At 69.2% G+C, this 23,472-nt stretch carries 24 protein-coding genes; 10 read left to right on the forward strand and 14 right to left on the reverse strand.

From position 1 onward, the window contains the following. Window positions 1-7: 7 nt before the first annotated feature. The 5 genes from mmsB to AB0N59_RS14165 form a co-directional block, all read right to left on the reverse strand. The gene (gene mmsB, locus AB0N59_RS14145) at window positions 8-1,222 is read right to left on the reverse strand and encodes a multiple monosaccharide ABC transporter permease (RefSeq protein ID WP_204974176.1); all 1,215 of its coding nucleotides are present in this window, start codon (window positions 1,220-1,222) and stop codon (window positions 8-10) included. Further along, entirely contained in the window at window positions 1,209-2,753 is a 1,545-nt protein-coding gene (gene mmsA, locus AB0N59_RS14150) for a multiple monosaccharide ABC transporter ATP-binding protein (RefSeq protein ID WP_363484618.1), read from the reverse strand. The genes mmsB and mmsA overlap by 14 nt, the downstream gene beginning before the upstream one ends. 93 nt (window positions 2,754-2,846) lie before the next feature. Then, window positions 2,847-3,968: a multiple monosaccharide ABC transporter substrate-binding protein gene (chvE, locus tag AB0N59_RS14155; protein ID WP_363484621.1), complete on the reverse strand. Its 1,122-nt coding sequence runs from the start codon at window positions 3,966-3,968 to the stop codon at window positions 2,847-2,849. A 50-nt stretch (window positions 3,969-4,018) separates the two neighbouring features. Beyond that, the gene (locus tag AB0N59_RS14160; RefSeq protein ID WP_363484624.1) at window positions 4,019-4,471 is read right to left on the reverse strand and encodes a class II aldolase/adducin family protein; all 453 of its coding nucleotides are present in this window, start codon (window positions 4,469-4,471) and stop codon (window positions 4,019-4,021) included. 189 nt (window positions 4,472-4,660) lie between these two features. Further along, window positions 4,661-5,665, reverse strand: coding sequence for a LacI family DNA-binding transcriptional regulator (locus AB0N59_RS14165; protein WP_363484627.1), 1,005 nt, complete (start codon window positions 5,663-5,665; stop codon window positions 4,661-4,663). Window positions 5,666-5,743: 78 nt separating this feature from the next. On the opposite strand from AB0N59_RS14165, the gene AB0N59_RS14170 reads away from it, so the two are divergent. Together AB0N59_RS14170 and AB0N59_RS14175 are read left to right on the forward strand one after the other, a co-directional pair. Beyond that, on the forward strand, window positions 5,744-7,135 hold the full coding sequence (locus AB0N59_RS14170) for a threonine/serine exporter family protein (protein WP_363484630.1): 1,392 nt from the start codon (window positions 5,744-5,746) through the stop codon (window positions 7,133-7,135). 40 nt (window positions 7,136-7,175) lie between these two features. Further along, a complete protein-coding gene (locus AB0N59_RS14175) occupies window positions 7,176-8,978 on the forward strand; it encodes an ABC-F family ATP-binding cassette domain-containing protein (RefSeq protein WP_363484633.1) in 1,803 nt (600 codons plus the stop codon). Between the two features lie 18 nt (window positions 8,979-8,996). On the opposite strand, the gene AB0N59_RS14180 is transcribed toward AB0N59_RS14175, so the two are convergent. Beyond that, on the reverse strand, window positions 8,997-10,001 hold the full coding sequence (locus AB0N59_RS14180; RefSeq protein WP_363484636.1) for a LacI family DNA-binding transcriptional regulator: 1,005 nt from the start codon (window positions 9,999-10,001) through the stop codon (window positions 8,997-8,999). Between the two features lie 116 nt (window positions 10,002-10,117). On the opposite strand from AB0N59_RS14180, the gene AB0N59_RS14185 reads away from it, so the two are divergent. From AB0N59_RS14185 to AB0N59_RS14200, 4 genes are read left to right on the forward strand one after another with little or no spacing between them, the layout of a single operon-like run. Next, a complete protein-coding gene (locus tag AB0N59_RS14185; protein ID WP_363484639.1) occupies window positions 10,118-10,996 on the forward strand; it encodes an ABC transporter substrate-binding protein in 879 nt (292 codons plus the stop codon). Next, entirely contained in the window at window positions 10,993-12,096 is a 1,104-nt protein-coding gene (locus AB0N59_RS14190; protein WP_363484642.1) for an amino acid ABC transporter permease, read from the forward strand. The genes AB0N59_RS14185 and AB0N59_RS14190 overlap by 4 nt, the downstream gene beginning before the upstream one ends. A gap of 4 nt (window positions 12,097-12,100) precedes the next feature. Further along, a complete protein-coding gene (locus AB0N59_RS14195; protein ID WP_363484645.1) occupies window positions 12,101-12,844 on the forward strand; it encodes an amino acid ABC transporter ATP-binding protein in 744 nt (247 codons plus the stop codon). Window positions 12,845-12,849: 5 nt separating this feature from the next. Further along, window positions 12,850-13,587: a type 1 glutamine amidotransferase gene (locus tag AB0N59_RS14200; RefSeq protein WP_363485012.1), complete on the forward strand. Its 738-nt coding sequence runs from the start codon at window positions 12,850-12,852 to the stop codon at window positions 13,585-13,587. On the opposite strand, the gene AB0N59_RS14205 is transcribed toward AB0N59_RS14200, so the two are convergent. Genes AB0N59_RS14205 through idi form a run of 7 tightly spaced genes read right to left on the reverse strand, consistent with a single transcriptional unit; the run spans window position 13,588 to window position 19,121 of the window. Continuing rightward, window positions 13,588-14,448: a prenyltransferase gene (locus AB0N59_RS14205; RefSeq protein ID WP_363484648.1), complete on the reverse strand. Its 861-nt coding sequence runs from the start codon at window positions 14,446-14,448 to the stop codon at window positions 13,588-13,590. Continuing rightward, complete coding sequence (locus AB0N59_RS14210; RefSeq protein WP_363484651.1) at window positions 14,438-14,749, reverse strand: lycopene cyclase domain-containing protein; 312 nt, start codon at window positions 14,747-14,749, stop codon at window positions 14,438-14,440. Before AB0N59_RS14210 ends, AB0N59_RS14205 begins: the two co-directional genes overlap by 11 nt. Further along, on the reverse strand, window positions 14,746-15,075 hold the full coding sequence (locus AB0N59_RS14215; protein ID WP_363484654.1) for a lycopene cyclase domain-containing protein: 330 nt from the start codon (window positions 15,073-15,075) through the stop codon (window positions 14,746-14,748). The genes AB0N59_RS14210 and AB0N59_RS14215 overlap by 4 nt, the downstream gene beginning before the upstream one ends. Then, a complete protein-coding gene (gene crtI, locus AB0N59_RS14220) occupies window positions 15,072-16,649 on the reverse strand; it encodes a phytoene desaturase family protein (RefSeq protein ID WP_363484657.1) in 1,578 nt (525 codons plus the stop codon). Before crtI ends, AB0N59_RS14215 begins: the two co-directional genes overlap by 4 nt. Next, window positions 16,646-17,518, reverse strand: a complete 873-nt coding sequence (locus AB0N59_RS14225) for a phytoene/squalene synthase family protein (protein WP_363484660.1) — start codon at window positions 17,516-17,518, stop codon at window positions 16,646-16,648. The genes crtI and AB0N59_RS14225 overlap by 4 nt, the downstream gene beginning before the upstream one ends. After that, window positions 17,515-18,561, reverse strand: coding sequence for a polyprenyl synthetase family protein (locus AB0N59_RS14230; protein ID WP_363484663.1), 1,047 nt, complete (start codon window positions 18,559-18,561; stop codon window positions 17,515-17,517). Before AB0N59_RS14230 ends, AB0N59_RS14225 begins: the two co-directional genes overlap by 4 nt. After that, a complete protein-coding gene (gene idi / locus AB0N59_RS14235) occupies window positions 18,558-19,121 on the reverse strand; it encodes an isopentenyl-diphosphate Delta-isomerase (RefSeq protein WP_363484666.1) in 564 nt (187 codons plus the stop codon). Before idi ends, AB0N59_RS14230 begins: the two co-directional genes overlap by 4 nt. A 76-nt stretch (window positions 19,122-19,197) precedes the next feature. On the opposite strand from idi, the gene AB0N59_RS14240 reads away from it, so the two are divergent. The 4 genes from AB0N59_RS14240 (at window position 19,198) to AB0N59_RS14255 (ending at window position 22,542) form a co-directional block, all read left to right on the forward strand. Further along, the gene (locus AB0N59_RS14240) at window positions 19,198-19,746 is read left to right on the forward strand and encodes a MarR family transcriptional regulator (protein WP_363484669.1); all 549 of its coding nucleotides are present in this window, start codon (window positions 19,198-19,200) and stop codon (window positions 19,744-19,746) included. Window positions 19,747-19,818: 72 nt separating this feature from the next. Further along, window positions 19,819-20,721, forward strand: coding sequence for a MetQ/NlpA family ABC transporter substrate-binding protein (locus AB0N59_RS14245; RefSeq protein ID WP_363484672.1), 903 nt, complete (start codon window positions 19,819-19,821; stop codon window positions 20,719-20,721). Between the two features lie 118 nt (window positions 20,722-20,839). Then, window positions 20,840-21,883, forward strand: coding sequence for a methionine ABC transporter ATP-binding protein (locus AB0N59_RS14250; RefSeq protein WP_363484675.1), 1,044 nt, complete (start codon window positions 20,840-20,842; stop codon window positions 21,881-21,883). Further along, window positions 21,883-22,542 (forward strand): methionine ABC transporter permease, encoded by a 660-nt coding sequence (locus AB0N59_RS14255; RefSeq protein ID WP_204974155.1) that lies wholly within the window; start codon window positions 21,883-21,885, stop codon window positions 22,540-22,542. The genes AB0N59_RS14250 and AB0N59_RS14255 overlap by 1 nt, the downstream gene beginning before the upstream one ends. On the opposite strand, the gene AB0N59_RS14260 is transcribed toward AB0N59_RS14255, so the two are convergent. Beyond that, window positions 22,529-23,470 (reverse strand): pseudouridine synthase, encoded by a 942-nt coding sequence (locus AB0N59_RS14260; RefSeq protein WP_363484678.1) that lies wholly within the window; start codon window positions 23,468-23,470, stop codon window positions 22,529-22,531. The two genes, AB0N59_RS14255 and AB0N59_RS14260, sit on opposite strands and share 14 nt — an antisense overlap. Window positions 23,471-23,472 lie beyond the last annotated feature (2 nt).

Below are 23,472 nucleotides of genomic sequence, written 5' to 3' on the forward strand. Positions count from 1 at the left end.
CCGCGCGTCAGACGCGCTGGCGGCGCTTGTTCCAGACGTCGAACGCGACGGCCAGCAGCAGCACCATTCCCTTGATGAACTGCTGCGAGTCGGTGCCGACGCCCAGCAGTGACATGCCGTTGTTCAGCACGCCCATGATCAGGCCGCCGGTGATCGCGCCGATGATGCGGCCGACGCCGCCCTGCACGGCTGCTCCGCCGATGAAGGCTGCGGCGATGGCATCCAGCTCGAACAGGTTTCCCGCACCGGGGCCGGCCGAGTTCAGGCGGCCCGTGAAGACGAGGCCGGCGAGGGCCGCAAGCACTCCCATGTTCACGAACAGCCAGAAGTCGATCCGGCGGGACTTGATGCCCGACAGGTCGGCCGCGTGGCGGTTGCCGCCGATCGCGTAGATGTGCCGGCCGAAGACGGTGCGCCCCATCACCATGGTGTAGCCCACGATCAGCGCGGCGAGCACGATCAGCACGATCGGGGTGCCGCGCGAGCCGTCGGCCATGCCGAGCAGGTAGGTCAGGTACCCCAGCAGCACCACGCCGCCGATGAGGCGGACGAGGAACCAGGTGCGCGCCTCGGGCTCCAGGCCCATCTTCCGCACCTTCGCGCGCTCGCGCAGCTCGTAGCCGACGAAGAGCACGAGCGTGAGCACACCCAGACCGAGCGTGATCCACTCGACCGGTGAGGTCGATGCGGGGAACAGCTGGGGGAAGAGATAGCCGCCGCCCAGCTGGCGGTACTCGCGAGGGAACGGGGTGATCTGCGTGTTCGAGAGCACCATCTGGGTGAGACCGCGGAAGATCAGCATGCCCGCCAGCGTGACGATGAACGCCGGGATGCCCACCACGGCCACCCAGAAGCCCTGCCAGGCTCCCACGAGTGCACCGACCAGCAGGGCCGCGATGATGCCGATCCACCAGGGCCAGCCCCAGTGCACGACCATCACGCCGGATATGGCGCCGACGAACGCCGCCACCGAGCCGACCGAGAGGTCGATGTGCCCGGCGATGATGATCATCACCATGCCGATCGCGAGGATCAGGATGTAGCTGTTCTGGACGATGATGTTCGCGACGTTGCCTGCCGTGAGCAGCTTGCCGCCTGTCACGACCTGGAAGAACACGACGATGGCGATCAGGGCAAGGAAGATCCCGATCTGACGCATCCGTGAGGTCAGCTGGGAGAGCACCTCGTTCGCACGGGGCGCGGTCTCGCTACGGGTGGACATGGTCGGGTTCCTTCTCCTTGGTCATGTAGTGCATGAGGGTCTCGGGGGTGGCGTCGGCGATGGCGACCTCCCCGGTGATGCGCCCTTCTGACAGGGCGTAGATGCGATCGCAGATGCCGAGCAGCTCGGGCAGCTCGGAAGAGATCACGATGACGCCCTTGCCCTGAGCGGCGAGGCGGTTGATCAGCGAGTAGATCTCGTACTTCGCGCCGACGTCGATGCCGCGCGTGGGCTCATCCAGGATGAGCACCTCGGGGTCCGAGAACAGCCACTTCGACAGCACGACCTTCTGCTGGTTGCCGCCCGAGAGCTTGCCGACGACGGAGGCGACAGACGGAGCCTTGATGTTCATGCTCTTGCGGTAGCCCTCGGCGATCACGACCTCTTCGTGGCTGTTCACCCAGCCGCCCCTGGCGATCTTGCCCAGCGCGGCCACCGAGATGTTGCGCTTGATGTCCTCGATGAGGTTGAGGCCGTAGCGCTTGCGGTCCTCGGTCGCGTAGGCGATGCCGGCCGCGATGGCGCTCGACACGGTGCGCGTGTTCACCTCACGGCCGCGCACGTAGACGCGCCCGGAGATGTTGGTGCCGTAGCTGCGGCCGAAGACGCTCATGCCGAGCTCGGTGCGTCCTGCGCCCATGAGTCCGGCGATGCCGACGACCTCTCCGGCCTTCACGGTCAGGTTGGCGCCATGGATGACGGTGCGGCTCGGATCGGCCGGGTGGTGCACCCACCAGTCCTCGATCCGGAACACCTCTTCGCCCACGTCGACCGACCGGTCGGGGTAGCGGTGCGCGAGGTCGCGCCCGACCATGCCCTTGATGATGCGGTCCTCGCTGATCTCCTCGCTGGTGAGGTCGAGCGTCTCGATCGTGCGGCCGTCGCGGATGATCGTGACCTTGTCGGCGATGTCCTTGATCTCGTTGAGCTTGTGGCTGATGATGATCGACGTGATCCCCTGGCCCTTGAGGTGCCGGATCAGATCGAGCAGGTGCGCCGAGTCGTCGTCGTTGAGCGCGGCCGTGGGCTCGTCGAGGATGAGGAGCTTGACCTCCTTCGACAGGGCCTTGGCGATCTCGACGAGCTGCTGCTTGCCGACGCCGATCTCGTTGACCGGAGTGGACGGGTCGTCGCGCAGCCCGACGCGAGCGAGGAGCTTCTGCGCCTCGAGGTTGGTCGCGGCCCAGTCGATGACTCCGCGCCTCTGCCGCTCGTTGCCGAGGAAGATGTTCTCGGCGATCGACAGGTAGGGGCTCAGCGCGAGCTCCTGGTGGATGATGACGATGCCGTGGCCCTCGGAGTCGCGGATGTCGCGGAACTGGGCGACCTCGCCTTCGAAGACGATGTCACCTCCGTAGGTGCCGTGCGGGTACACACCGGAGAGAACCTTCATGAGCGTGGACTTGCCGGCGCCGTTCTCGCCGCAGATGGCGTGCACCTGCCCGCGCTCGACCTCGATGGTCACGTTCTGCAGCGCCTTGACGCCGGGGAACTCCTTCGTGATGTCGCGCATCTCGAGGATCGTGCTCATTCGCTCTCCTCCCTTCTGCCTGTTGGTTGCGTGATGGACTGGTGATGGATGCCCGGTTCGGGCCCGCCGCGAGGGCGGGCCCGAACGCGGAGGTCACTTCAGATCGTCCTCGGTGTAGTAGCCGCTGTCGACCAGGACCGACTTGTAGTTGTCCTTGGTGACGATGACCGACTCGAGCAGGTACGACGGCACGACCTTGACCGTGTTGTCGTAGGTCTCGGTGTCGTTCACCTCGGGCTCCTCGCCCTTGAGGATGGCGTCGACCATCTCTGCGGCGACCTTGCCGAGCTCGCGGGTGTCCTTGAAGATCGTCGAGTACTGCTCGCCGGCGATGATCGACTTCACGCTGCCGGCCTCGGCGTCCTGGCCGGTGACGACGGGGAGGTCGCTTGCCGCGTATCCGCCCGAGGTCAGAGCCGAGATGATGCCGATCGACAGGCCGTCGTACGGCGAGAGCACGCCGTCGAGCGTGGTGCCGCCGATGACCGTGAGGATGTTCTCCATGCGCTTCTGCGCGGTCTCGGGCAGCCAGCGCAGGATCGCAGCCTGCTCGAAGTCGGTCTGGCCGGACGGAATGGTCAGCACGCCCTTGTCGAGGTACGGCTTGAGGGTGTCCATCGCGCCGTCCCAGAAGAACTTCGCGTTGTTGTCGTCGGGGCTGCCGGCGAACACCTCGATGTTCAGCGGGCCCTCGACGCCGGTGTCCTTGCCGTTCTCGTCGAGCACTCCCAGGCCGGTCAGCAGGCTGGTCGCCTGCTGCACGCCCACCTGATAGTTGTCGAACGTCGTGTAGTAGTCGACGTTCTCGGTGCCGTTGATCAGACGGTCGTAGGCGATCACGGGCACGTCGTTGTCGGCCGCCTGCTGCAGGACGTCGGTGAGCGTGGTGCCGTCGATCGAGGCGACGATCAGGGCGTCGGCACCGGTCGAGACCATGTTCTCGATCTGCGAGACCTGGGTGGGGATGTCGTCGTTGGCGTACTGCAGGTCGACCTTGTACCCCATCTCCTCGAGGGTCTTCTTGACGTTGTCGCCGTCGGCGATCCAGCGCTCGGACTGCTGCGTGGGCATTGCGACGCCGACGGTGAAATCGGACGCGGGCTTGTCGCCGGCGCCGTCGCCGCCGTCTCCGCCGCCGCCGCGCGTGCCGCTGCAGCCGGCCAGGACGAGGGCGGCCGTGGCGGCGATGCCGACGAGCGCGAGAGACCTCTTCATCTTCACTGTGTGCTCCTTCATTGGGTGGTCGGGTGAGTGAGGACCCGGGATTACGGGTGGTGCGGAGTCCTGCTGGACTCGTTCGGGGGCGCTGTGCCCCCGGGGTCCGCCACGGCTTCGAGAGCGGCGGCGGGAGTCTGGCCGTGCACGACGTGGCCGTCGCGACTGGCGACGGCGGGGGCCTGAGTCGTGCGGTGTGCGCCGGCGTGCTGCGCGGTGGCGGCGGATGCTCGCGTGCGGCGGTCCCAGGCTGCACTCACGACCCGGCCGTCGAGGTCGGCCAGCGAGGTCTGGGCGGGGCCGACGCTCGCGAGGTCGGCGGTGTCGGGCGTGATCACGAAGAGCTCGGTGCCGTCGACGCGCAGCGAGAGGGCGGTCGGGCCGGCGACGACGGGTGCCGCTGCGCACGCCTCGCAGAGCTGCTCGCGCGTGCGGGCGATGATCACGGCCGCGACGGCCGCGCGCGCGTCGCCGCGGTCGCGGGAGGCGGGGGCGTGCGGCATCGTGGACTCCATCGTCGTTCTGCAGGCGGCCGTTTCGGGGCTGCGGACTTTGTGACCGTTCACAAGTCGTGCTTGATAGTAAATGTGAAACGGTCACATCTGTCAAGAGGGGAATGTCGCTCCGACGAGCCGCTCAGTGACCGAGCATGATGATCTTTCGCGCCGGCCGTGATCCGGGGCGCCGCGAGGTCACGCTGACGGGGGTGCCGTCGAAGCGCGGCGCACGAGCTCGGGCGTGATCCGCGAGGGGGCCGCATCGCCGCCCGCGATCAGGTCGAGCAGCATGCTCATGGTGCGCCGGCCGATCTCGGCGAAGTCCTGCCGCACGGTCGTCAGAGGCGGTGCGTAGTGCGCGGCCTCGGGGATATCGTCGAAGCCCACCACGCTGATCTCCCGCGGTGCGTCGATGCCGAGCTCGCGACACGCGTGCAGGAATCCGAGCGCCATCTGGTCGTTGCCCGCGAACACAGCCGTGAAGTCGCGGTAGCGCAGCAGCTCCATGCCCGCGTAGTAGCCGAACCCCGCACTCCAGTCGCCGAGGATCGGCGCCCTGGTGCGCAGGTCGGCATCCGACAGCGTCTCGAGGTAGCCCTGCATCCGGGCATCCGCCTCGATCCAGTCGCGGGGGCCCGCGATGTGCACGATGTCGGTGTGTCCGAGGTCGATCAGATGCTGGGTCGCCAGCCGGGCCCCGGCGACCTGGTCGACGCCGACGCTGTGGGCCTTGGCGCGCCCGCTCGTGTCGAGCGTGATCGTCGGTATCGACATCGCGACGTCGTCGAGAGCGTGCACGATGCGCTCCTGCGGTGCGATGACGACGAGAGCCTCGATGTTCTGCGACATCATGAAGTCGAGACTGCTGCGCACCGAGGCGTCGTCTCCCGTCGCCAGTGTCGTCAGGCTGATGCGATAGCCGGCCTCGCGGGCCGAGACCTCGAGGGCGTTGATCGCGGTGGTCGGACCGTAGTGCACCGACATCGAGGTCAGCACGCCGATCGTGCGCGAACGGCTCGTGACGAGCGCGCGGGCCGCCTGATTCGGGCGGTAGCCGAGCTCGTCGATCGCGGCGAGCACGCGATCCTTCGTCGCCGAGCGGATGTTGGGGGAGTCGTTCAGCACTCGCGACACCGTCTGATACGAGACGCCGGCGAGGCGTGCGACATCGCGGATGTTCGGTGCACGGACGCGATCCACGTGTCGGCCTCCCTGATGTGTACGTTCACACGGTGATCTCCATTATGAAGGTCAGGCTCGTCCTGTGAGGATGGACTGATGGCTGCACAGAAGAACTGGCGCGTGCGTCTGGTCGAGGCCATCCGCGTCGACGCCTCGTCCCGCCCTGAGACCCAGGCGATCCTGTCGGTCGACGAGATGTATGCCCGACGCGTGATCGAACTCGCGATGCGCATCGCGGAAGCGCTCATCGCGGTGGGTGCGGCGGCCAACGAGGTGGTGCTCTCGGCGACCCGCGTGGCCGCGGCGCTCGGCATCAGGCCGGTGCACGTCGACATCACGTTCAACTCCATCGCGGTCTCGTACCAGGGCGGCGAGTCCGACCCGCCGTTCACGGCGATCCGGGTCGTCCGGGCGCCGGTTCCCGACCACGCCAAGCTCCAGCAGCTGCAGGCGCTCGTCGTCGAGATCGAGGGCGGTCTCGCCCTGCCCGAGGCGCGCGTGCGCTTCCATGCCATCCGGCGCATGCCTTTCCGCTACCGCCCGACGGTGATCGTCCTCGCGCAGGCGCTGCTCGCAGTGGGCGTCTGCCTGCTGTACGGAGCGTCGTGGGTCACGACGCTCATCGCCTTCCTCGCGGCGTGCGGTGCCGCGCTCACCCAGCGGTGGATGGCCCGCATGCATGTGCCGTTCTTCTTCTCGCAGGCCGGAGGAGCGCTCGTCGTCACCGCGTTCGCCGCGGCCACCAACGCGCTGCGCAGGAGCGGGGTCGCACCCTTCGACGAGGCCAGCATCGCCGTGATCGTCGCCGCCGGGATCGTGCTCATGCTCGCCGGGATGTCGGTCGTGGGAGCGGCGCAGGACGCCATCGACGGCTTCGCGCTGACAGCGGGCGGACGCATACTCGACCTCGCCCTGCTCACCCTCGGCGTCGTGATCGGCATCGTCGGCGGGGTCGCCCTCGCGCAACGGCTCGGAGTGGGCTTCCCGCTGTCGACCGAGCCGCCGGCCCTCGGGCCATGGGCCATGCAGGTGGTGGGTGTCGTTCTGATCGCCGTCACGGTCGCGGTGTGGAACGGGGCGACGTCGCGCACGATCCTCGTCTCGGCCGCGCTCGGTGCGATCGCCTGGGGCGGATTCAGTGCCGCCGCGGCGGGCGGGTTCGGCGTGCCGATGGCGAGCGCCGCCGGCGCCCTGATCGCGAGCTTCGTCGGCACCTTGATCGCGCACAGGCTGCACGTGCCGTCCATCGCGGTGACCACGGCCGCGATCGTGCCGATGGTGCCGGGATCGGTCGTGTACCGCGGCCTGCTGGGCATCGTCGAGGCGGAGCAGGACCCGATCGGCCTCATCCTCGGCTTCGCCGACCTCATGCAGGCCGGTGCGGTCGGCCTGGCGCTCGCGTCCGGGGCATCCCTCGGCCTCGTCCTCGGCGCACCCGTCCGCGACACGCTGCAGAGCGTCGTGCGCCGCCGCGGCCGCATCCGCTGAGAATCCCGGCGGCCCGCCGTCGCCTACCCTGGAAGGCGACATGGCACATCTTCTCGGAGCCGAAGGGCTTCATCTCGAGTTCCCCACCCGCGTCGTCTTCGACTCCGTCACCATCGGCATCGAGGAGGGCGATCGCATCGGCATCGTCGGCCGCAACGGCGACGGCAAGTCGAGCCTGCTCGGCATGCTCGCGGGCAGGCGAGAGCCGGATGCGGGGCGCGTGACCGTCCGCGGCGGCACGACGATCGGCGTGCTCGACCAGGCCGACACCCTCGACGACGACCTCACCGTCGGACGCGCCGTCGTCGGCGACACCCCCGAGCACGAGTGGGCGGGCGACGCGAAGGTGCGCGACGTCATCGCCGGACTCGTGTCCGACCTCGACTGGGACGCCTCGGTGGCCTCGCTCAGCGGCGGCCAGCGGCGCCGCGTCTCGCTGGCGAAGCTGCTCGTCGGAGACTGGGACATCATCGCCCTCGACGAGCCGACCAACCACCTCGACGTCGAGGCGATCACCTGGCTCGCGGCCCACCTCAAGAGCCGCTGGGCGAAGACCGCGGGCGCTCTGCTCGTGGTCACGCACGACCGCTGGTTCCTCGACGAGATCTGCACCGCCACCTGGGAGGTGCACGACCGCATCGTCGAGCCCTTCGAAGGCGGCTACGCCGCGTACATCCTGCAGCGGGTCGAGCGCGACCGGATGGCCGCGGCATCAGAGGCCAAGCGGCAGAACCTCGCCCGCAAGGAGCTCGCCTGGCTGCGCCGCGGTGCCCCCGCCCGCACGAGCAAGCCGAAGTTCCGCATCGACGCCGCGAATGCCCTGATCGCCGACGTGCCGCCGATCCGCGACACGGTCTCGCTGCAGTCCCTCGCCGTCTCGCGGCTGGGCAAGGACGTGGTCGACCTCCTCGACGCCGGCGTCTCCTATGGCGACCGGGTCGTGCTCACGGACGTCGAGTGGCGCATCGCGCCGGGGGAGCGCACCGGGATCCTCGGTGTGAACGGCGCGGGCAAGTCCACCCTGCTGGGGCTCGTGGCCGGCACCGTCGAGCCGACGAGCGGTCGCGTCAAGCGCGGCAAGACCGTGCAGGTGCGCACCCTCACCCAGCGGATCGACGAGCTCGAGCAGCACTGGAACGATCCGGTGCGCACGGTCATCAACGGGCTGCGCACCTCGTACACCTTCGGAACGGGCTCCAAGGCGGCCGAGCTCACCCCGGGGCAGCTGCTCGAGCGACTCGGATTCACCTCGGCGCAGCTGTCGACTCCGGTCAAGGACCTCTCGGGCGGACAGCAGCGCCGCCTGCAGCTGCTGCTCGTGCTGCTCGACCAGCCCAACGTGCTGATCCTCGACGAGCCGACCAACGACATGGACACCGACATGCTCGCCGCGATCGAGGACCTGCTCGACTCGTGGCCGGGGACGCTGCTCGTGGTCAGCCACGACCGGTACTTCCTCGAGCGGGTCACCGATCAGCAGTACGCCGTGCTGCGCGGGCACCTGCGGCACCTGCCGGGCGGCATCGACGAGTACCTGAGACTGCGCGATCTCGAGAAGCACGACAAGACCGTCGCCGGCGTGGCGGGCGGGCAGTCCGCACCGGCGAAGGCATCCGGACTGGAGGGCGCGGCGCGGCGAACCGCAGAGAAGGAGCTCTCGGCCCTCGAACGGCGCATGCAGAAGCTGAACGATCAGATCGACAGGGCCAAGCACGCGCTCGCCGATCACGACCAGTCCGACTACACCGGCCTGGGCGAGCGGATGCAGAAGATCCAGGCGCAGCAGGACGAGGTCGACGAGCTCGAGATGCGCTGGTTCGAGCTGACCGAGCAGCTCGACTGACGCCGCGCGACGGCGGGATCAGGCGCTCGCTCGTGCGTTCAGAACCCGCACGGGGAGCAGCTGATCTGCGGGGGAGCGCCCCTCGATGAGATCGATGAGCAGCCGCACGCACGTGGCGCCCGACTCCACGGGATCCAGGGCGAGGTAGACGAGCCTCGGATCGACCGCGGCCTCGTGCGCCTCCGCGGCCGCGGCGACGTGCAGGCGATCGGGGATGCCGAGCCCGAGCTCGGCGGCGGCAGCGACGGTCGCGCTGCCGTAGGTGTTGTTCAGGCAGTAGACGGCGTCGAGCTCTCCGAGCTCTCCTGACAGCAGGCGGCGGGCGCCGTCGATGGGCCGATGGTCCTCGGGCAGGGTGTACTCGATCGGGTCGACGGCGTGAGCCGTGCACCACGCGCGGTACGCGTGCAGGGACAGCTCGGTGTAGAGGTCGTCCGATGGTCCGCGGAAGAACGCGGGACGGCGAGCCCCCTTCTCACGGAGCTCATCGAGCACCAGGGGGACGCCGGTCTCGACATCAGCGCGCACGGAACGGATCCGGCCCTCGGGCTGATCGCCCAGGCATCCGCCCTCGGCGATCACGGCGATGCCCTGCGAGAGGGCCAGCGTGACGGCGGGGTCGTCGCGCCGCGGGTCGACGATCACCATGCCGTCGAGAGAGAACCTGTCGTCGAACGATCCGTCGGCCGCCACGCGCACGGCCGTCACCGTGTAGCCGTGATCCAGGGCCTCCAGAGCGGCTCCCGCGATGATGCCCCGGTAGTAGGGCAGGTACGTGCGCTCCCACGCGCTCGTCGTGCCGTGCTGAACCGCGATGCCGAGGATGTTCGTGCGCCCCGAGCGGAAGACCTTGCTGATCCAGCCCGGCTGGTAACCCAGGCGCCGACCAGCCTCGAGCACCCGCTCACGCGTGGCAGCGGCGACCTCGCCCTTGTCGTTGTAGACGAGCGAGACCGTCGCGGGCGACACGCCTGCGGCGGCGGCGACGTCTCGGATCGTGATCTTCCCTGAGGTGCTGGTCATGGCATCCTTCGCAGCGCTGCCCGCGGGATTGACACCCGCGGGATTCGTCCCATACTATCGCCGAGTGCTTAAACCGGTTTAGGTCGACACGCACACTCATCCGAAAGAGGTTTTCAATGAAGAAGCGCATTCTTGTCGGGCTGGTCGCCGTCAGCTCCGTCGCCGCCCTCCTGACCGGCTGCACGGGCACGTCGGGAGACGCAGCGGGCGGAGCCGACGCCAAGCCGTACGGCGACTGCGAGGTGTCGGGCAAGAAGGGGGAGTTCACCCTTCAGACGCTCGAAGAGGGCAAGCTCACCGTCAAGGCCGACCTGCCCAGCCGCGGCTGGTACAACGGCGACACCGTCGACTCGATCAAGGACGGCGTGGACTACTGCATCCTCGCCAACATCGCCTACCGCTCCGGCATCGACGAGATCGACCTGCAGAACTCGTCGTTCGACGGACTCATCGCCGGCAAGGCGGGCGACATGGATCTCACGCTGAACCAGATCACCATCACCGACGAACGTGCCGAGATCTTCGACTTCTCGGAGCCCTACTTCTCGTCGACCGCCGGCGTGGTGGTCAAGAAGGGCGCGGATCTCGACGCCGACTCGCTGCGCGACGCCAAGATCGGCGTCAAGCAGGGCACGACGGAGCAGATCTTCGTCGAGAGCACGCTGAAGCCATCGCAGCAGGTGTCGGTCTTCCCCGGCGACCCCGAGCTCGACGCCGCTGTCGCAGCCGGCCAGATCGACGCCGCAGTGCAGGACCTCAGCGTCGCCCTCGGATCCGCGACGGCCTCGAACGGCGCGATCGAGGTGATCGGGCAGTACGACAGCGGGCAGAGCATGGGCGTGCTGCTGCCCAAGGGATCGCCGAACACCGCCGTGGTCAGCGAGATCATCGAGCAGATGAAGCAGGACGGGACGATCGACGAGCTCTCATCGAAGTACCTCAGCGTCGCGTACGGCGTCGACCCGACCGAGATCCCCCTGTGGAGCATCGAATGACCCTGAGCTCGGCCACGCAGCCGGTGCGCGTGCGCGAGCGCATCACCTCCGAGCACGACACCTCCGGCACGGCGCTGCTCGTCGGCGCCCTGGTGTGGGCATCGGCGGTCGCGGCCTCGACGATGACGGCGCTGACCCTGCCCGCCGTCGCCACCGGAGTGTGGTCGCTGATCATCGGCGGCGTGCTCTGGGCCGTCGTCGCCCTCGCGCTCGCCGCGGGCCTGCCTCTGGCGCGGGGCCTCGCGGAGCGAGGACGCGCTGCCCGTGCTCGCAGCGCAGGCGACGAGACGGTGGCGCGCGCCGCACGCCACCGTGCGCGCCAGGCGGGATGGATCGGGGCCGGATACTCGGTGCCGATCCTTCTCGTGACCGTGTTCGCGCAGTTCCTCGCCGCGAACGACCACGCGGTGCAGACCACGTTCTTCGACGTGCCCTTCATGCTCAGGAGCCTGGGCGACATCGCCGTCGGATTCTGGCAGAACGTGCAGATCGCGGTCATCGCCGAGGTGCTGGTGCTGGTCTGGGCCATGCTGATCGCGCTCGGCCGGATCCTTCCCGGTCGGGCCGGCCGCCCCATCCGGTGGCTCGCGACGGCGTACATCGACATCTTCCGCGCGGTGCCGTCGATCATCGTCATCTACCTCGTCGGCTTCGGCCTGCCGCTCGCCGGCATCCCGTTCTTCAGCGACCTGGGTCCGTTCTGGTCGTCGATCCTCGCCCTCACGCTCACCTACGGCGCCTACGTCGCCGAGGTGTACCGGTCGGGCATCGACAGCATCCACTGGTCGCAGGTGGCGGCCGCCCGCTCGCTCGGGCTGAGCTACGGCAAGACCATGCGCTTCGTCGTGCTGCCGCAGGCGGTCCGTCGGGTCATGCCGCCCCTGCTGAACGACTTCATCGGACTGCAGAAGGACACCGCGCTGGTCACGATCATCGGCATGGTCGATGCGTTCACGCAGGCGAAGATCCTCTCGAGCAACTACTTCAACCTGTCGTCGGTGACCGTCGTGGCGATCCTCTTCATCATCATCACCATCCCGCAGACGCGGTTCGTCGACCGTCTCATCGAGCGCGACAACCGCGCCAAGACCAGGAGCTGATCCCGTGGCCTTCCTCGAACTCAACGGCGTGCGAAAGTCGTACGGCGACCACCAGGTGCTGCGCGGCATCGATCTGCACGTCGAGCAGCACCAGGTGGTCTGCCTGATCGGCGCATCCGGATGCGGCAAGTCGACCCTGCTGCGGACCATCAACGCCCTGGAGGACATCCAGGACGGAGAGATCCGCCTCGACGGCGAGACCGTCTCGGGCGAAGGCGTGGATCTCGATCGCCTTCGCACGCGCATCGGCATCGTCTTCCAGAGCTTCAACCTCTTCCCGCACATGACCGTGCTCGAGAACGTGATGCTCGCGCCTCGCAGAGTGCTGGGGGTCGACGCACGCGAGGCGGAGACCTTCGCCCGCAAGCTGCTCTCGCGCGTGGGACTGGAGGAGAAGGCGGATGCCTATCCCGACCAGCTCTCGGGCGGACAGCAGCAGCGGGTGGCGATCGTGCGCGCGGTGGCGATGAACACCGACGTGCTGCTGCTCGACGAGATCACCTCCGCTCTCGACCCCGAGCTGGTCGCCGAGGTGCTCAACATCGTCAAGGACCTCGCGGCAGACGGACTGACCATCCTCATGGCGACGCACGAGATGAACTTCGCGCGCGAGGTCGCCGACTCGATCGCCTTCCTCCATGAGGGACGCGTGCTCGAGCAGGGGCCGCCCGAGCAGATCTTCGGCGCTCCGCGGGAGGAGCGAACCCGGGAGTTCCTCGGGCAGATCGTCGCGGCGGGCCGGCTGTGAGCGCCATGCGGGTGCTCGTGGTCGAGCACGAGGCCGACACCGGCATCCAGCGTGTGGGCAGGGCGCTCACGGCCGAGGGCGCTGACCTCGACATCGTGGGCCCTGAGGTCGGAGCGCCTCTGCCCGCCGACCTGCGCGGCTACGATGCGCTCGTGGTGCTCGGCGGTTCGCCGGGGCCCGAGGACGACGATATCGCGCCGTGGATGCCGCAGACGCGGGAGCTCGTGCGGCAGGCGCTGGAGGCCGAGATGCCGTATCTCGGCATCTGCCTCGGCGCGCAGGTGCTCGGCGTCGTGGCGGGGGGCGCGGTCGGCGATGCCGTTCAGCCCGAGGTCGGGCTGTGCGAGTTCGAGCTGACACCCGCCGCCGCCGACGACCCGCTGCTGAGCGGACTGCAGGAGGATGCCGGTCGGCTGCGCGCCCTGCAGTGGCACTTCCTGGAGGTCACCCGGCTGCCAGGGGGCAGCGTCTCGCTCGCGCGCAGCGGCGCGTGCGCGAATCAGGCGTTCCGCGTGGGGCGCAATGCGTGGGGACTGCAGTTCCATCTCGAAGCAGACGCGGAGATCGCCCGGGGCTGGGCCGAGCCCGAGAGCACGAAGCTCGCGGGACTCGGTCTGACCGCTGACGAGATCGTCGACGGGATGGCCGCAGACGAGGAGTGGCTGGAGAGCACATGGGGCGGCGTCGCCCGCCGCTGGCTCGCCATCGCTCGCGCGTCGGCTCCCTCCGTGACGCGGAGCTGATCAGCCGGCGTCGAGCGCGTAGACGATCAGCAGCATGGTCACCACGAAGCCGCAGGCGTAGTTGATCCACAGGAAGTGCCGCCATCCCCGGTTGGCGGTGCCGGAGTCGGCGTCGGACACCGAGCGGAAGGGCGCGGCTGCCCAGAGATAGGGCAGCGCGAGCACGGCGGCCAGAGCGCCGGGCCAGCCCGTCAGCAGCATCAGCAGGCCCGCCGCGGTCCAGCATGCGAGTGCAAGGCGCACGGTGCGAGCAGCCCCCAGTGCGGTGGCGATCGACGAGATCCCGCCCTCGCGATCGGGAACGACGTCCTGCACCGCGCCGAACGCATGGCTCGCCACCCCCCAGAGGAAGAAGGCGCTCAGCAGCGCGACGAGCCCCGGTGTGACCTCGCCGCCCGCCAGGGCGAACCCGTAGACGGCCGGGCTCACGAAGTGCACGCTCGACGTCACGGAGTCGAGTACAGGGACCTCTTTGAAGCGGAACGGCGGTGCCGAGTAGGCGATCACCGCGAACAGGCTGATCGCGAGGATCAGCCACGACACCGGGGAGCCCCATGCGACCAGCGCCACGACGAAGGGCACGCACAGCGCGACGGAGGTGACGAGCACGGTGCGGTGCCGCTGCGGAGAGAGCAGGGCCCCCTCGACGCCGCCCTTGCGGGGGTTGGCGAGGTCGGAGGCGTAGTCGAAGACGTCGTTGATGCCGTACATCGCGAGGTTGTACGGCACGAGGAAGAACAGCGTGCCGATCACCCAGCGGGCGTCGACGCCGCCCGCGACGAGCAGATACGCGGCGGCGAACGGGTACGCCGTGTTGATCCAGCTGAGCGGCCGGGACGCCGCGAGCAGGTCACCGATCATCGTCCGCCTCCTTCCTGCGCAGTCGCGACCACAGCGCCGGCAGCAGGATCACTGCGGCGAGAGGGTAGGCGAAGTCCTCGATGGGGGCTTCGCCGATCCGGATGCCCGAGATGTGCGCACTCGAGTAGTCGAAGAGCCCTACGGCGATCATGACATTGTCGAACACCGCGGTGAGCAGCACGAGGACACCGGCCGCCGCCGCCAGCGCGGCGGGGGAGGGCATGCGGTCGCGGCGCCGCACGACCAGAGCGATCGCTCCGGCCGCGACGAGGAACGCGGCGCACAGCAGCACGTAGCTCATGCGTCGTCCCTCCGTCGCGCCGCCAGCAGCTTCTCGGCGCCGCACACGAGAACCATGGTGAGCTGGCACAGGAAGAGCAGGAAGATCGGCTCCTCGAGCGGCAGCTCGGGGGCCAGCAGGATGCCGGTGGCGAACTCCCCGTCGTCGCGGAAGAAGATGCCGAGCCCGATGCCCGCGACATCCCAGAGCAGGAAAAACACGGTGCCCGCGGCCAGCACGATCGCCGCGCGCAGCGGATCCCTGCCGAGGAACAGACGGTGACGCACGTCGAGAAGCACCATGCCCGCGAGCGAGACCAGCAGGGCGATCAGGTAGGCGGCGCTCACAGGCGCCCCGCCACCGGCTCCGTCAGCGGCTCCGCCAGGGGCCCGGCCGACACGTCGCCGCGCAGGCGCTTGACCACCAGCTCGGCGCTGATCAGGCACATCGGCAGACCGATGCCGGGGATCGTGGTGGCGCCGGCGTAGAGCAGGCCGTCGACCTTCGACGAGGTGTTCGCGCCGCGCAGGAAGGCGCTCTGACGCAGCGTGTGCGCGGGGCCGAGCGCGCCGCCGCGCCAGGCTCCGAACTCGCGCTCGAAGTCGGCCGGCCCGACGGTGCGCCTGACGACGATCCGCTCCCGCAGATCGGCGATGCCGCACCAGCCGGCGATCTGATCGATCGCCGCATCGGCTGCGCGCTCGACGCGGTCATCGCCTGCGCCGTCGACGCCACCAGCGCCGATCGAGGTGTCGGCGGGCACGGGGATGAGCACGAACAGGTTCTCGTGCCCCTCGGGCGCCACGTCGTCGGTCGCGCTCGGGCGGCACACGTAGAGGGAGGCGGGATCGGGGATTCGCTTGCCCGCACCGCGCCTGCCTCTGCCGTAGATCGCGTCGAAGCCCTCTTCCCACGCCTCCGTGAACAGCAGCGTGTGGTGCGCGAGCTGCGGCAGCTCGCCGCGCACGCCGAGCAGCGCGAGCACGGCCCCCGGCCCGGGGTCGCGGCCCTCCCACCAGCGCTCCGACCGCGTGCGGTGCTCGGGCGACAGCAGCTGCTGCTCCGTGACGTGCAGGTCGGCTGTCGAGACGACCACGTCGGCGGGCAGCAGCTCGCGCGAGCCGTCGGCGAGCTCGACCTCGACCCCCGTGGCGGCGCCGGCCTCGACCGCGATGCGGCGGGCCGGGCATCCGGTGCGGATGTCGACCCCTTCAGCGGCTGCGAGCCGGGCGATGGCGGCGATCACCTCGGCGAAGCCGCCTCTCGGGTACAGCACTCCCTGTCCGACGTCGAGGTGGCTCATGAGGTGGTACATGCCCGGTGCCTTCGCGGGCGACGTGCCGAGGAACACCGACGGGTAGCCGAGGATCTGCTGCACGCGCGGCTCCCGGCTGTGCCGGCGGATGCGCCGATCGAGCGGCTCGGCCAGCAGACGGGTCAGCGTCGGCAGCCCGCGGACGGTGCGCGGAGTGAGCAGCGGACGCAGCGACTCGTAGGTGCTGTACAGGAAGGTCGAGGTCGCGAGATCGTACGTGTCGGCGGCCGACTCGAGGTAGCGGTCGAGCTGCTGCTCGGCCGCGGGGTCGAGCGCGACGAGGGCATCCCTTGCGCCCTCCGCAGGCAGATCGAACGGCGCATCCTCGCCCTCGAAGTAGACCCGGTACGCGGGGTCGAGACGGACGAGGTCGAGCTGCTCCGCCGACGACGTGCCGAGCAGGCGGAAGAAATGATCGAACACCTCGGGCATCAGGTACCACGAGGGCCCGGTGTCGAAGCGGAAGCCGTTCGACTCCCAGCTGCCGGCACGACCGCCGAGCTCGTCGCGCGATTCGACCAGGGTCACGGAAGCGCCCTCGCGGGCGAGCAGAGCGGCGGTGGCGAGCCCTGAGATGCCGCCGCCGATGACGACCACGCGCCTCATACGGCCGTCCTGCCGGTCGCGGCGCCGAGCAGGATGGCCAGCTTGCGCCGGAGCGGCACCGAGACGCGCGTGGTGCGCAGCCTCGATGCGGGTGTCTCGCGCAGCTGCTCGTTCAGACGACCGAACAGCGCGGCGGCCGCGGTCGTGGCCCGCCGAGCCCCGCGGGGCAGGCGTGCGATCGCCGATCGGGCGATCGCGAGGTCCTCGGCGATCTCATCCACCACGGCCTCCTTCTCCTGGTCGGTGAATGTCCTGGGGTCGAGTCCGGGGATGTACGAGCGGCCGAGACGCCCGGCATCGTCGGCGAGATCGCGCAGGAAGTTCACCTTCTGAAAGGCGGCCCCGAGGCGACGGGCGCCCTCTTCGAGGTGCTCATCGAGCACCATCCCCGGCTGCTCCAGCGCGAACACGCGCAGGCACATCGAGCCGACGACCTCGGCCGAGCCATGGATGTAGCGGCGATACTCGTCTCGGTCGAAGCGCGTGTGCGCGGTGGCGTCGACGCGCATCGACTCGAAGAACGGCCGGATCAGATCCTCGCCGATCCCCGTCCGCCGCGCGGTGTCGGCGAAGGCATGCACGACGAGGTTCGCACTGAATCCGCGATGCAGGGCGGCGAGCGTGTCGCGTTCGAGCTCATCGAGGATCGCCACGACCTCGGGCCGCTCGAGACCCGCCTCTGCGGCCGGGCCGTCGACGATCTCGTCTGCGACGCGGACCAGCGCGTACACGTCGGCGATCCCCGCGCGCACCTCGCGCGGCAGCAGCCTGCTGGCATAGCCGAACGACGTCGAGTAGCCGCTGATCACGTGGGCCGACGCCGCGTGCGCCGTGCGCGTGTACAGGTCGAGGGCAGGAGCCGGCCTCATGACTGCCGCTCCGCGCATCTCTCGGCGATGAGCGCGAGCTCGGCCCGCAGCCCGGTGGGCAGCGGGGCGATCGCGACCTCGTGCAGCACCTCGCGCAGGACCTCGTCGATGATCCGCTGCATCCTGTCGACGGCTCCGCACGCGATCAGCGCGGCGCGCAGCCTGTCGGCATCCGCGGCGTCGAGCGGAGCCTGCCCGAACAGCGGCCGCACGGCCTCCCACTCCTCCGTGCCCTCGGCGAAGGCGACGAGCATGGTGCGCTTGCCCTCGCGCAGGTCGCCGATGACGCTCTTGCCCGTCGTGCTCTCGGCGCCGAACACGCCGAGAGCGTCGTCGCGCAGCTGATACAGCAGACCGAGACGCGACCCGATCCGCTCGAGGGCCTCGACGACCTGGTCGGTGCCGCCGGCGAGCAGCGCCCCTACACGCAGCGGGGCGGCGAACGAGTACGCGGCGGTCTTCTGCTCGATCATCCGGAGGATGTCGTCGGGGTCCGCGGGCATGATGCCCTTCGCGTAGCCCACGTCGGCGTGCTCGCCGGCCGCCGTCAGCATCAGGGCGTCGTCGACCACGCGGTGCAGTGCCGCGGCCGCCGGGTGGGTCACCTCGGACACGAGCACGTGCGCGCCGCTGATCAGCAGATCGCCCGCGAGCAGCGCAGACGCCTCGCCCCATGAGGTGGAGGTCTCAGGATCCAGTCCGTCATCGAGCGCGGCTGCGGCGAAACGGCCCGCGAGGTTGGGCTGGCCTCGGCGCACGAGGTCGCGATCGAGCACGTCGTCGTGCATCAGCAGGGCGGTGTGCAGCACTTCGAAAGCCGCCGCGGCGTTCAGGGCCGATGCGTCCTCGACGCCGCCGAGCCGGTCGTGCGCGAGCAGCAGCATGCGCGGGCGCAGCCGCTTGCCGCCCTGGGTCGCGTCAGCCGCACGCCGCCACAGCTCGCCGTAGCGGCCGCCCATGGCATCGGCGCGCGCGATCCGGGTGGTGAAGAAGCGGTCGATGATCTCGTCGAGTCGCGGATCGACCGCCGTGTCGAGTCTCACGCGACGCTCCGCCACGCGGTGGCCTGGATGGTCCCCGCGGTCGCCGAGAGCTGCTGCGCCTGCAGCACCAGCCAGGGGCTGAACGCCCACGGCGCGGCGGTCAGGGCGTCGGCGAGGTCTTCGGGGCTGACCCACCTGGCATCCATCGCCTCGGCAGGGTTGAGCGAGGGCTGGCCGACCGCACGCGCGGTGTAGACCGGGCAGATCTCGTTCTCGACGATGCCCGAGGCGTCGATCGCGCGGTAGCGGAAGTCGGGCAGCTCGAGCTGCAGGTCGGTGATCTGCAGGCCCAGCTCCTGCTGTGCGCGGCGATGCACGGCATCCGGGATCGCCTCGAACGGTCCCGGGTGTCCGCAGAACGCGTTGGTCCAGGTGCCCGGCCAGGCGCGCTTGCTGAGCGCGCGGCGGGTGAGCAGGAGTCGTCCCTCGTCGTCGCGGACGTGGCATGAGAACGCGAGGTGCAGAGGAGTCGTCTCGTGGTGCACTTCGTCTTTGCGGGCGACTCCGCGGGGATTCCCGTCGTCGTCGAGAAGGATCACGCGCTCGGGGGAGTGGGACACTTCGACCTCCTGGTTGATTGCTAGAAAGGCTAGCTTTCAACTGGAGAAATATCCAGACGCGACATAAAATCGATCCATGCCTCAGGAGAAGCCGCGTCAGGCGCGGATCGTCATGCACGATCCGCGCCTCAACGACCCGGCGCAGGAGATCGTGCGCACCGGCGATCTCGCCGCGGGCGAACTCGAGAGCGTGCTCGAGGTGCTCGAGGCGATGCGTCGCTGGCGCGAGGCCGAGCGCGAGACGAGCGAGGCCTCGCAGCGGTACATGAAGCTCGGCGCCAGCGACATGCGGGCGCTGCGCATGCTGATAGCCGCAGGCAATCAGGACGTGCCGATCACGCCCAGCACCATGGCCGGGCACCTCGGCATCTCGGCCGCGTCGACCACCAAGCTCCTCGACCGTCTCGAGCGGGGCGGCCACATCGTGCGGCTCGCCCACCCCGACGACCGCCGCAGCCTCGTCATCCAGGTGACGGAGCACACCCGGCACGCCGCCCGTGCCACGGTCGGCAGGGAGCACGCCAGGCGCTTCGACGCGATCGCCGCGCTCAGCTCCGAGCATCGCCGGGTCGTCGCCGACTTCTTCGACGCGATGACCGCGACGGCTCAGCGTGACGCTGTGTGACGATGCGATTCTGAGCGCCACCACCTCGCCGCGTACGTTTTCGGAGTCCCCCACGAGAGGAAGAACCCGAAAATGTCCCGCCGTTTCACCACCCTCGCAGCCGCAGCCGCAGCGGTCGCCCTCGCAGCCGGCCTCGCAGGCTGTGCCTCCGCCGACGCCGACAAACCAGCCTCGGGTGCCGACGGCGATGTCATCAAGATCGGCGTGGTCGGCAAGAGCGACCCCCAGTGGCCGGCATTCGAGAAGGCCGCCGAGGCCGCGGGCATCGACATCGAACTCGTCGACTTCGGCTCCTACGAGCTGCCCAACCCGGCACTGACCGAGGGCGAGATCGACCTCAACCAGTTCCAGCACGTCATCTACCTGGCGCAGTACAACCAGGCATCCGGCGAGGACCTTGCCGCCATCGGATCGACGCAGACCTACCCGCTCGGGCTGTACTCGTCGAAGTACGACGACGTGAAGGACATCGAGAAGGGCGAGACCGTCGCCGTCCCGGACGACGCGTCGAACCAGGCCCGCGGGCTGCTCGTGCTCCAGTCGGCGGGTCTCATCGAGCTCAAGGACGGCGGATCGCCGTTCTCCGACCTCAACGACGTCGACGAGGCGAAGTCGAAGGTCAAGGTCACCGCCCTCGAGGCGGCGCTCACCCCCGAGGCTCTGCCCGACGTCGCCGCGGCGATCATCAACAACGACTTCGTCGAGCAGGCGGGTCTCACGTTCGACGACGCGCTGTTCACCGACGACGCCTCCGACCCGGCCGCCGCGCCCTACGTCAACATCTTCGCCTCGCGCGCAGAAGACGTCGACAACAAGACGTACCTGAAGCTCATCGAGATCTTCCAGACCGACGAGGCGGTCCAGAAGGGCCTCTCGGAGTCGTCCGGTGGAACCGGCGTCACGGTCCAGCTCCCGCAGGCCGACCTCGAGAAGACGCTGGCGAAGGTCCAGAAGGACGTCGCGGACAACAGCTGATCCAGGTGGGTCTGAGAGAATCGGGCGGCGCGATCTGCGCCGCCCGATTCTCCGTGTCGCACGACAGCCGCCTGCCCCTGCTCGCATCCCGCACCCATCCGAAGCCGGAGTGAAACCCATGCCCATCGTCTCGCTCGAGAACGTGTCGAAGCGATACCCGTCCCCGCAGAGCGCGGGAGACCAGGTCACCGCCGTCGACGACGTCACCCTGCACATCGAGAAGGGAGACGTCTACGGGATCATCGGCTACTCCGGCGCGGGCAAGTCGACTCTCGTGCGCCTGATCAATGCGCTCGAGCCGGCGACCGCCGGCCGGATCACGGTCGGCGACATCGAGATCACCTCCCTCGGCGAGCGGCGGCTGCGCGAGGTGCGCAGCGGCATCGGCATGATCTTCCAGCAGTTCAACCTGTTCTCGGCGAAGACCGTCAGGGCGAACATCGCATACCCCCTCAAGCTCGCCGGCTGGTCGAAGGCCGACATCGACGCGAGGGTCACCGAGCTGCTCTCGTTCGTCGGCCTGAGCGACAAGGCGCGGTCGTACCCCGAGCAGCTCTCGGGCGGGCAGAAGCAGCGCGTCGGGATCGCGCGTGCGCTCGCCACCCGGCCCGCGATCCTGCTCGCCGACGAGGCGACCAGCGCGCTCGATCCCGAGACGACGCACGAGGTGCTCGCGCTGCTCAGGCGCGTCAACGAGGAGCAGGGCGTGACGATCGTCGTGATCACCCACGAGATGGACGTGATCCAGACGATCGCGACCAAGGTCGCCGTCATGGACCGCGGTCGCGTCATCGAGCACGGCGATGTCTTCGACGTGTTCTCCGCGCCCCGGCATCCGGCTTCGCAGCGTTTCGTCGGAACGGTCGTGAAGGGCATCCCCTCGCCGTCCGAGAGAGCGGTGCTGCGCGAGCGGCACAGCGGGCGTCTGGTGACGTTCTCGTTCCGCGACGGAGGCTCGTCTCAGGCGCAGCTCTTCGTCGACCTCGCCGAGGCCGGTCTCGACTTCGAGCTGGTGTTCGGCGGCATCAACGACATCCGAGGGCGCGCCTTCGGCCATCTGACCCTCGCGATCCGCGGAGACGAGCAGCGCATCGACGCCGCGCTCGCACGCATCGCCGAGCAGGTCGAAGTGACCGACATCGATCGGGAGGAGGAGCGCTGATGGATCGTCTCATCGAGCTCTCGCCGGAGTTCTGGCAGGCAGCGGTCGAGACGCTGTACATGGTGTCGCTGACGCTGCTGTTCGGCGGCATCCTGGGCGGGCTGATCGGCGTCGGCCTCTACCTGACCCGACCGGGCGGGATGCTGCAGAACCGGCCGGTGTCGTTCCTGCTCAACCTGTTCATCAACTTCTTCCGCCCGATCCCGTTCGTGATCCTCATCACCGTCCTGATCCCGTTCTCGCGCCTGGTCGTGGGCAGCGGCATCGGCACGAACGCGGCGATCGTCGCGCTCGTGGTGGCATCGATGTTCGCGATCGGCCGCATCGTCGAGCAGCATCTGGTCGGCGTGTCACCCGGCGTGATCGAGGCGGCGCGCGCGATGGGGGCCGGTCCGTGGCGCACGCTGTTCACCGTCGTGATCCCCGAGGCGCTCGGCCCGCTGGTGCTCGGCTACACCTTCGTCATCGTGGCGCTGATCGACATGACGGCGATGGCCGGCTACATCGGCGCGGGCGGACTGGGCAACTTCGCGCTCACCTACGGGCGTCGTCAGTTCGAGCCCGTCGTGATGTGGGCTGCCGTGCTGCTCATCGTGGTCTTCGTCCACCTGGCGCAGACGCTGGGAACATGGCTCGCCAGGCGGATCATGCGCCGATAGGCGCGAAGCGCAGGGTGCGCCGGGTGGTGAACTCGCGCGGCGCGCCGCTGAGCGGGTCGGTGAACCGCAGCTCGCGGGCGAGCAGCTGCAGCGGCCTGTCGAAGTCGTCCGGAGCCTCGGGCAGCAGGTCGGGGTAGAAGCCGTCGTGCAGGATGCCCGCGCCGAGGGCTGCCAGATGAACCCGCAGCTGGTGCATGCGCCCCGAGTGCGGGCGCAGCAGCGTGTGCACGACCCGATCGTCGAAGCCTCGCAGCTCGATGAGGGTCTCGGAGTTGGGCTCACGGGTGTCGTCGACCTTCACGCACACGTGCGCGCGCAGCTTCTCGATGTGGTTGCGGTGCACGATCGGGAAAGGACGACCGGCGAGAGAAGGGGATGCCGGATCCCACTCCGCGGGCAGCGCCGAGACAGCCTCGTACACCTTCTCGACCTGCCGGCGCTCGAACAGCAGCTGGTAGGCCCCGCGGGTCTCCGGCCTGGTCGAGAACATCAGCAGCCCGGCGGTCGCGCGGTCGAGGCGGTGGATCGGGGTCAGCTCGGGGATGCCGAGCAGGTTGCGCAGCCGGACCAGCGCCGAGTTCTGCAGGTACTTGCCGCCGGGAGTGGTCGGCAGGAAGTGCGGCTTGTCGGCGACGACCAGGTCGCGGTCGTGATGCAGCACCTCGATCTCGAACGGGATCTCGCGCTCGACCGGCGGCTCGCGGTAGTACCAGACGAACTCGTGTGCCCCGAGGGGGGTCTCGCGGTTCAGCGGCGTGCCGTCGCGGGCGACGATCTCGCCGCGGTCGAACCTGGCCAGCAGCCGTTCGGGCTCGAGGTGGAAGAAGCGCTCGGCCATGTATGCGCCGACCGTCGCCCAGGGGCCCGACATCGGCAGGTGCAGCCGTGTCGCGCCGACGCCGTCGCGCACCGGCAGAGGCGATGCCATCG

The organism is Microbacterium sp. NPDC089321 (assembly GCF_040684935.1).
In the GTDB taxonomy this organism is placed as follows: domain Bacteria; phylum Actinomycetota; class Actinomycetes; order Actinomycetales; family Microbacteriaceae; genus Microbacterium.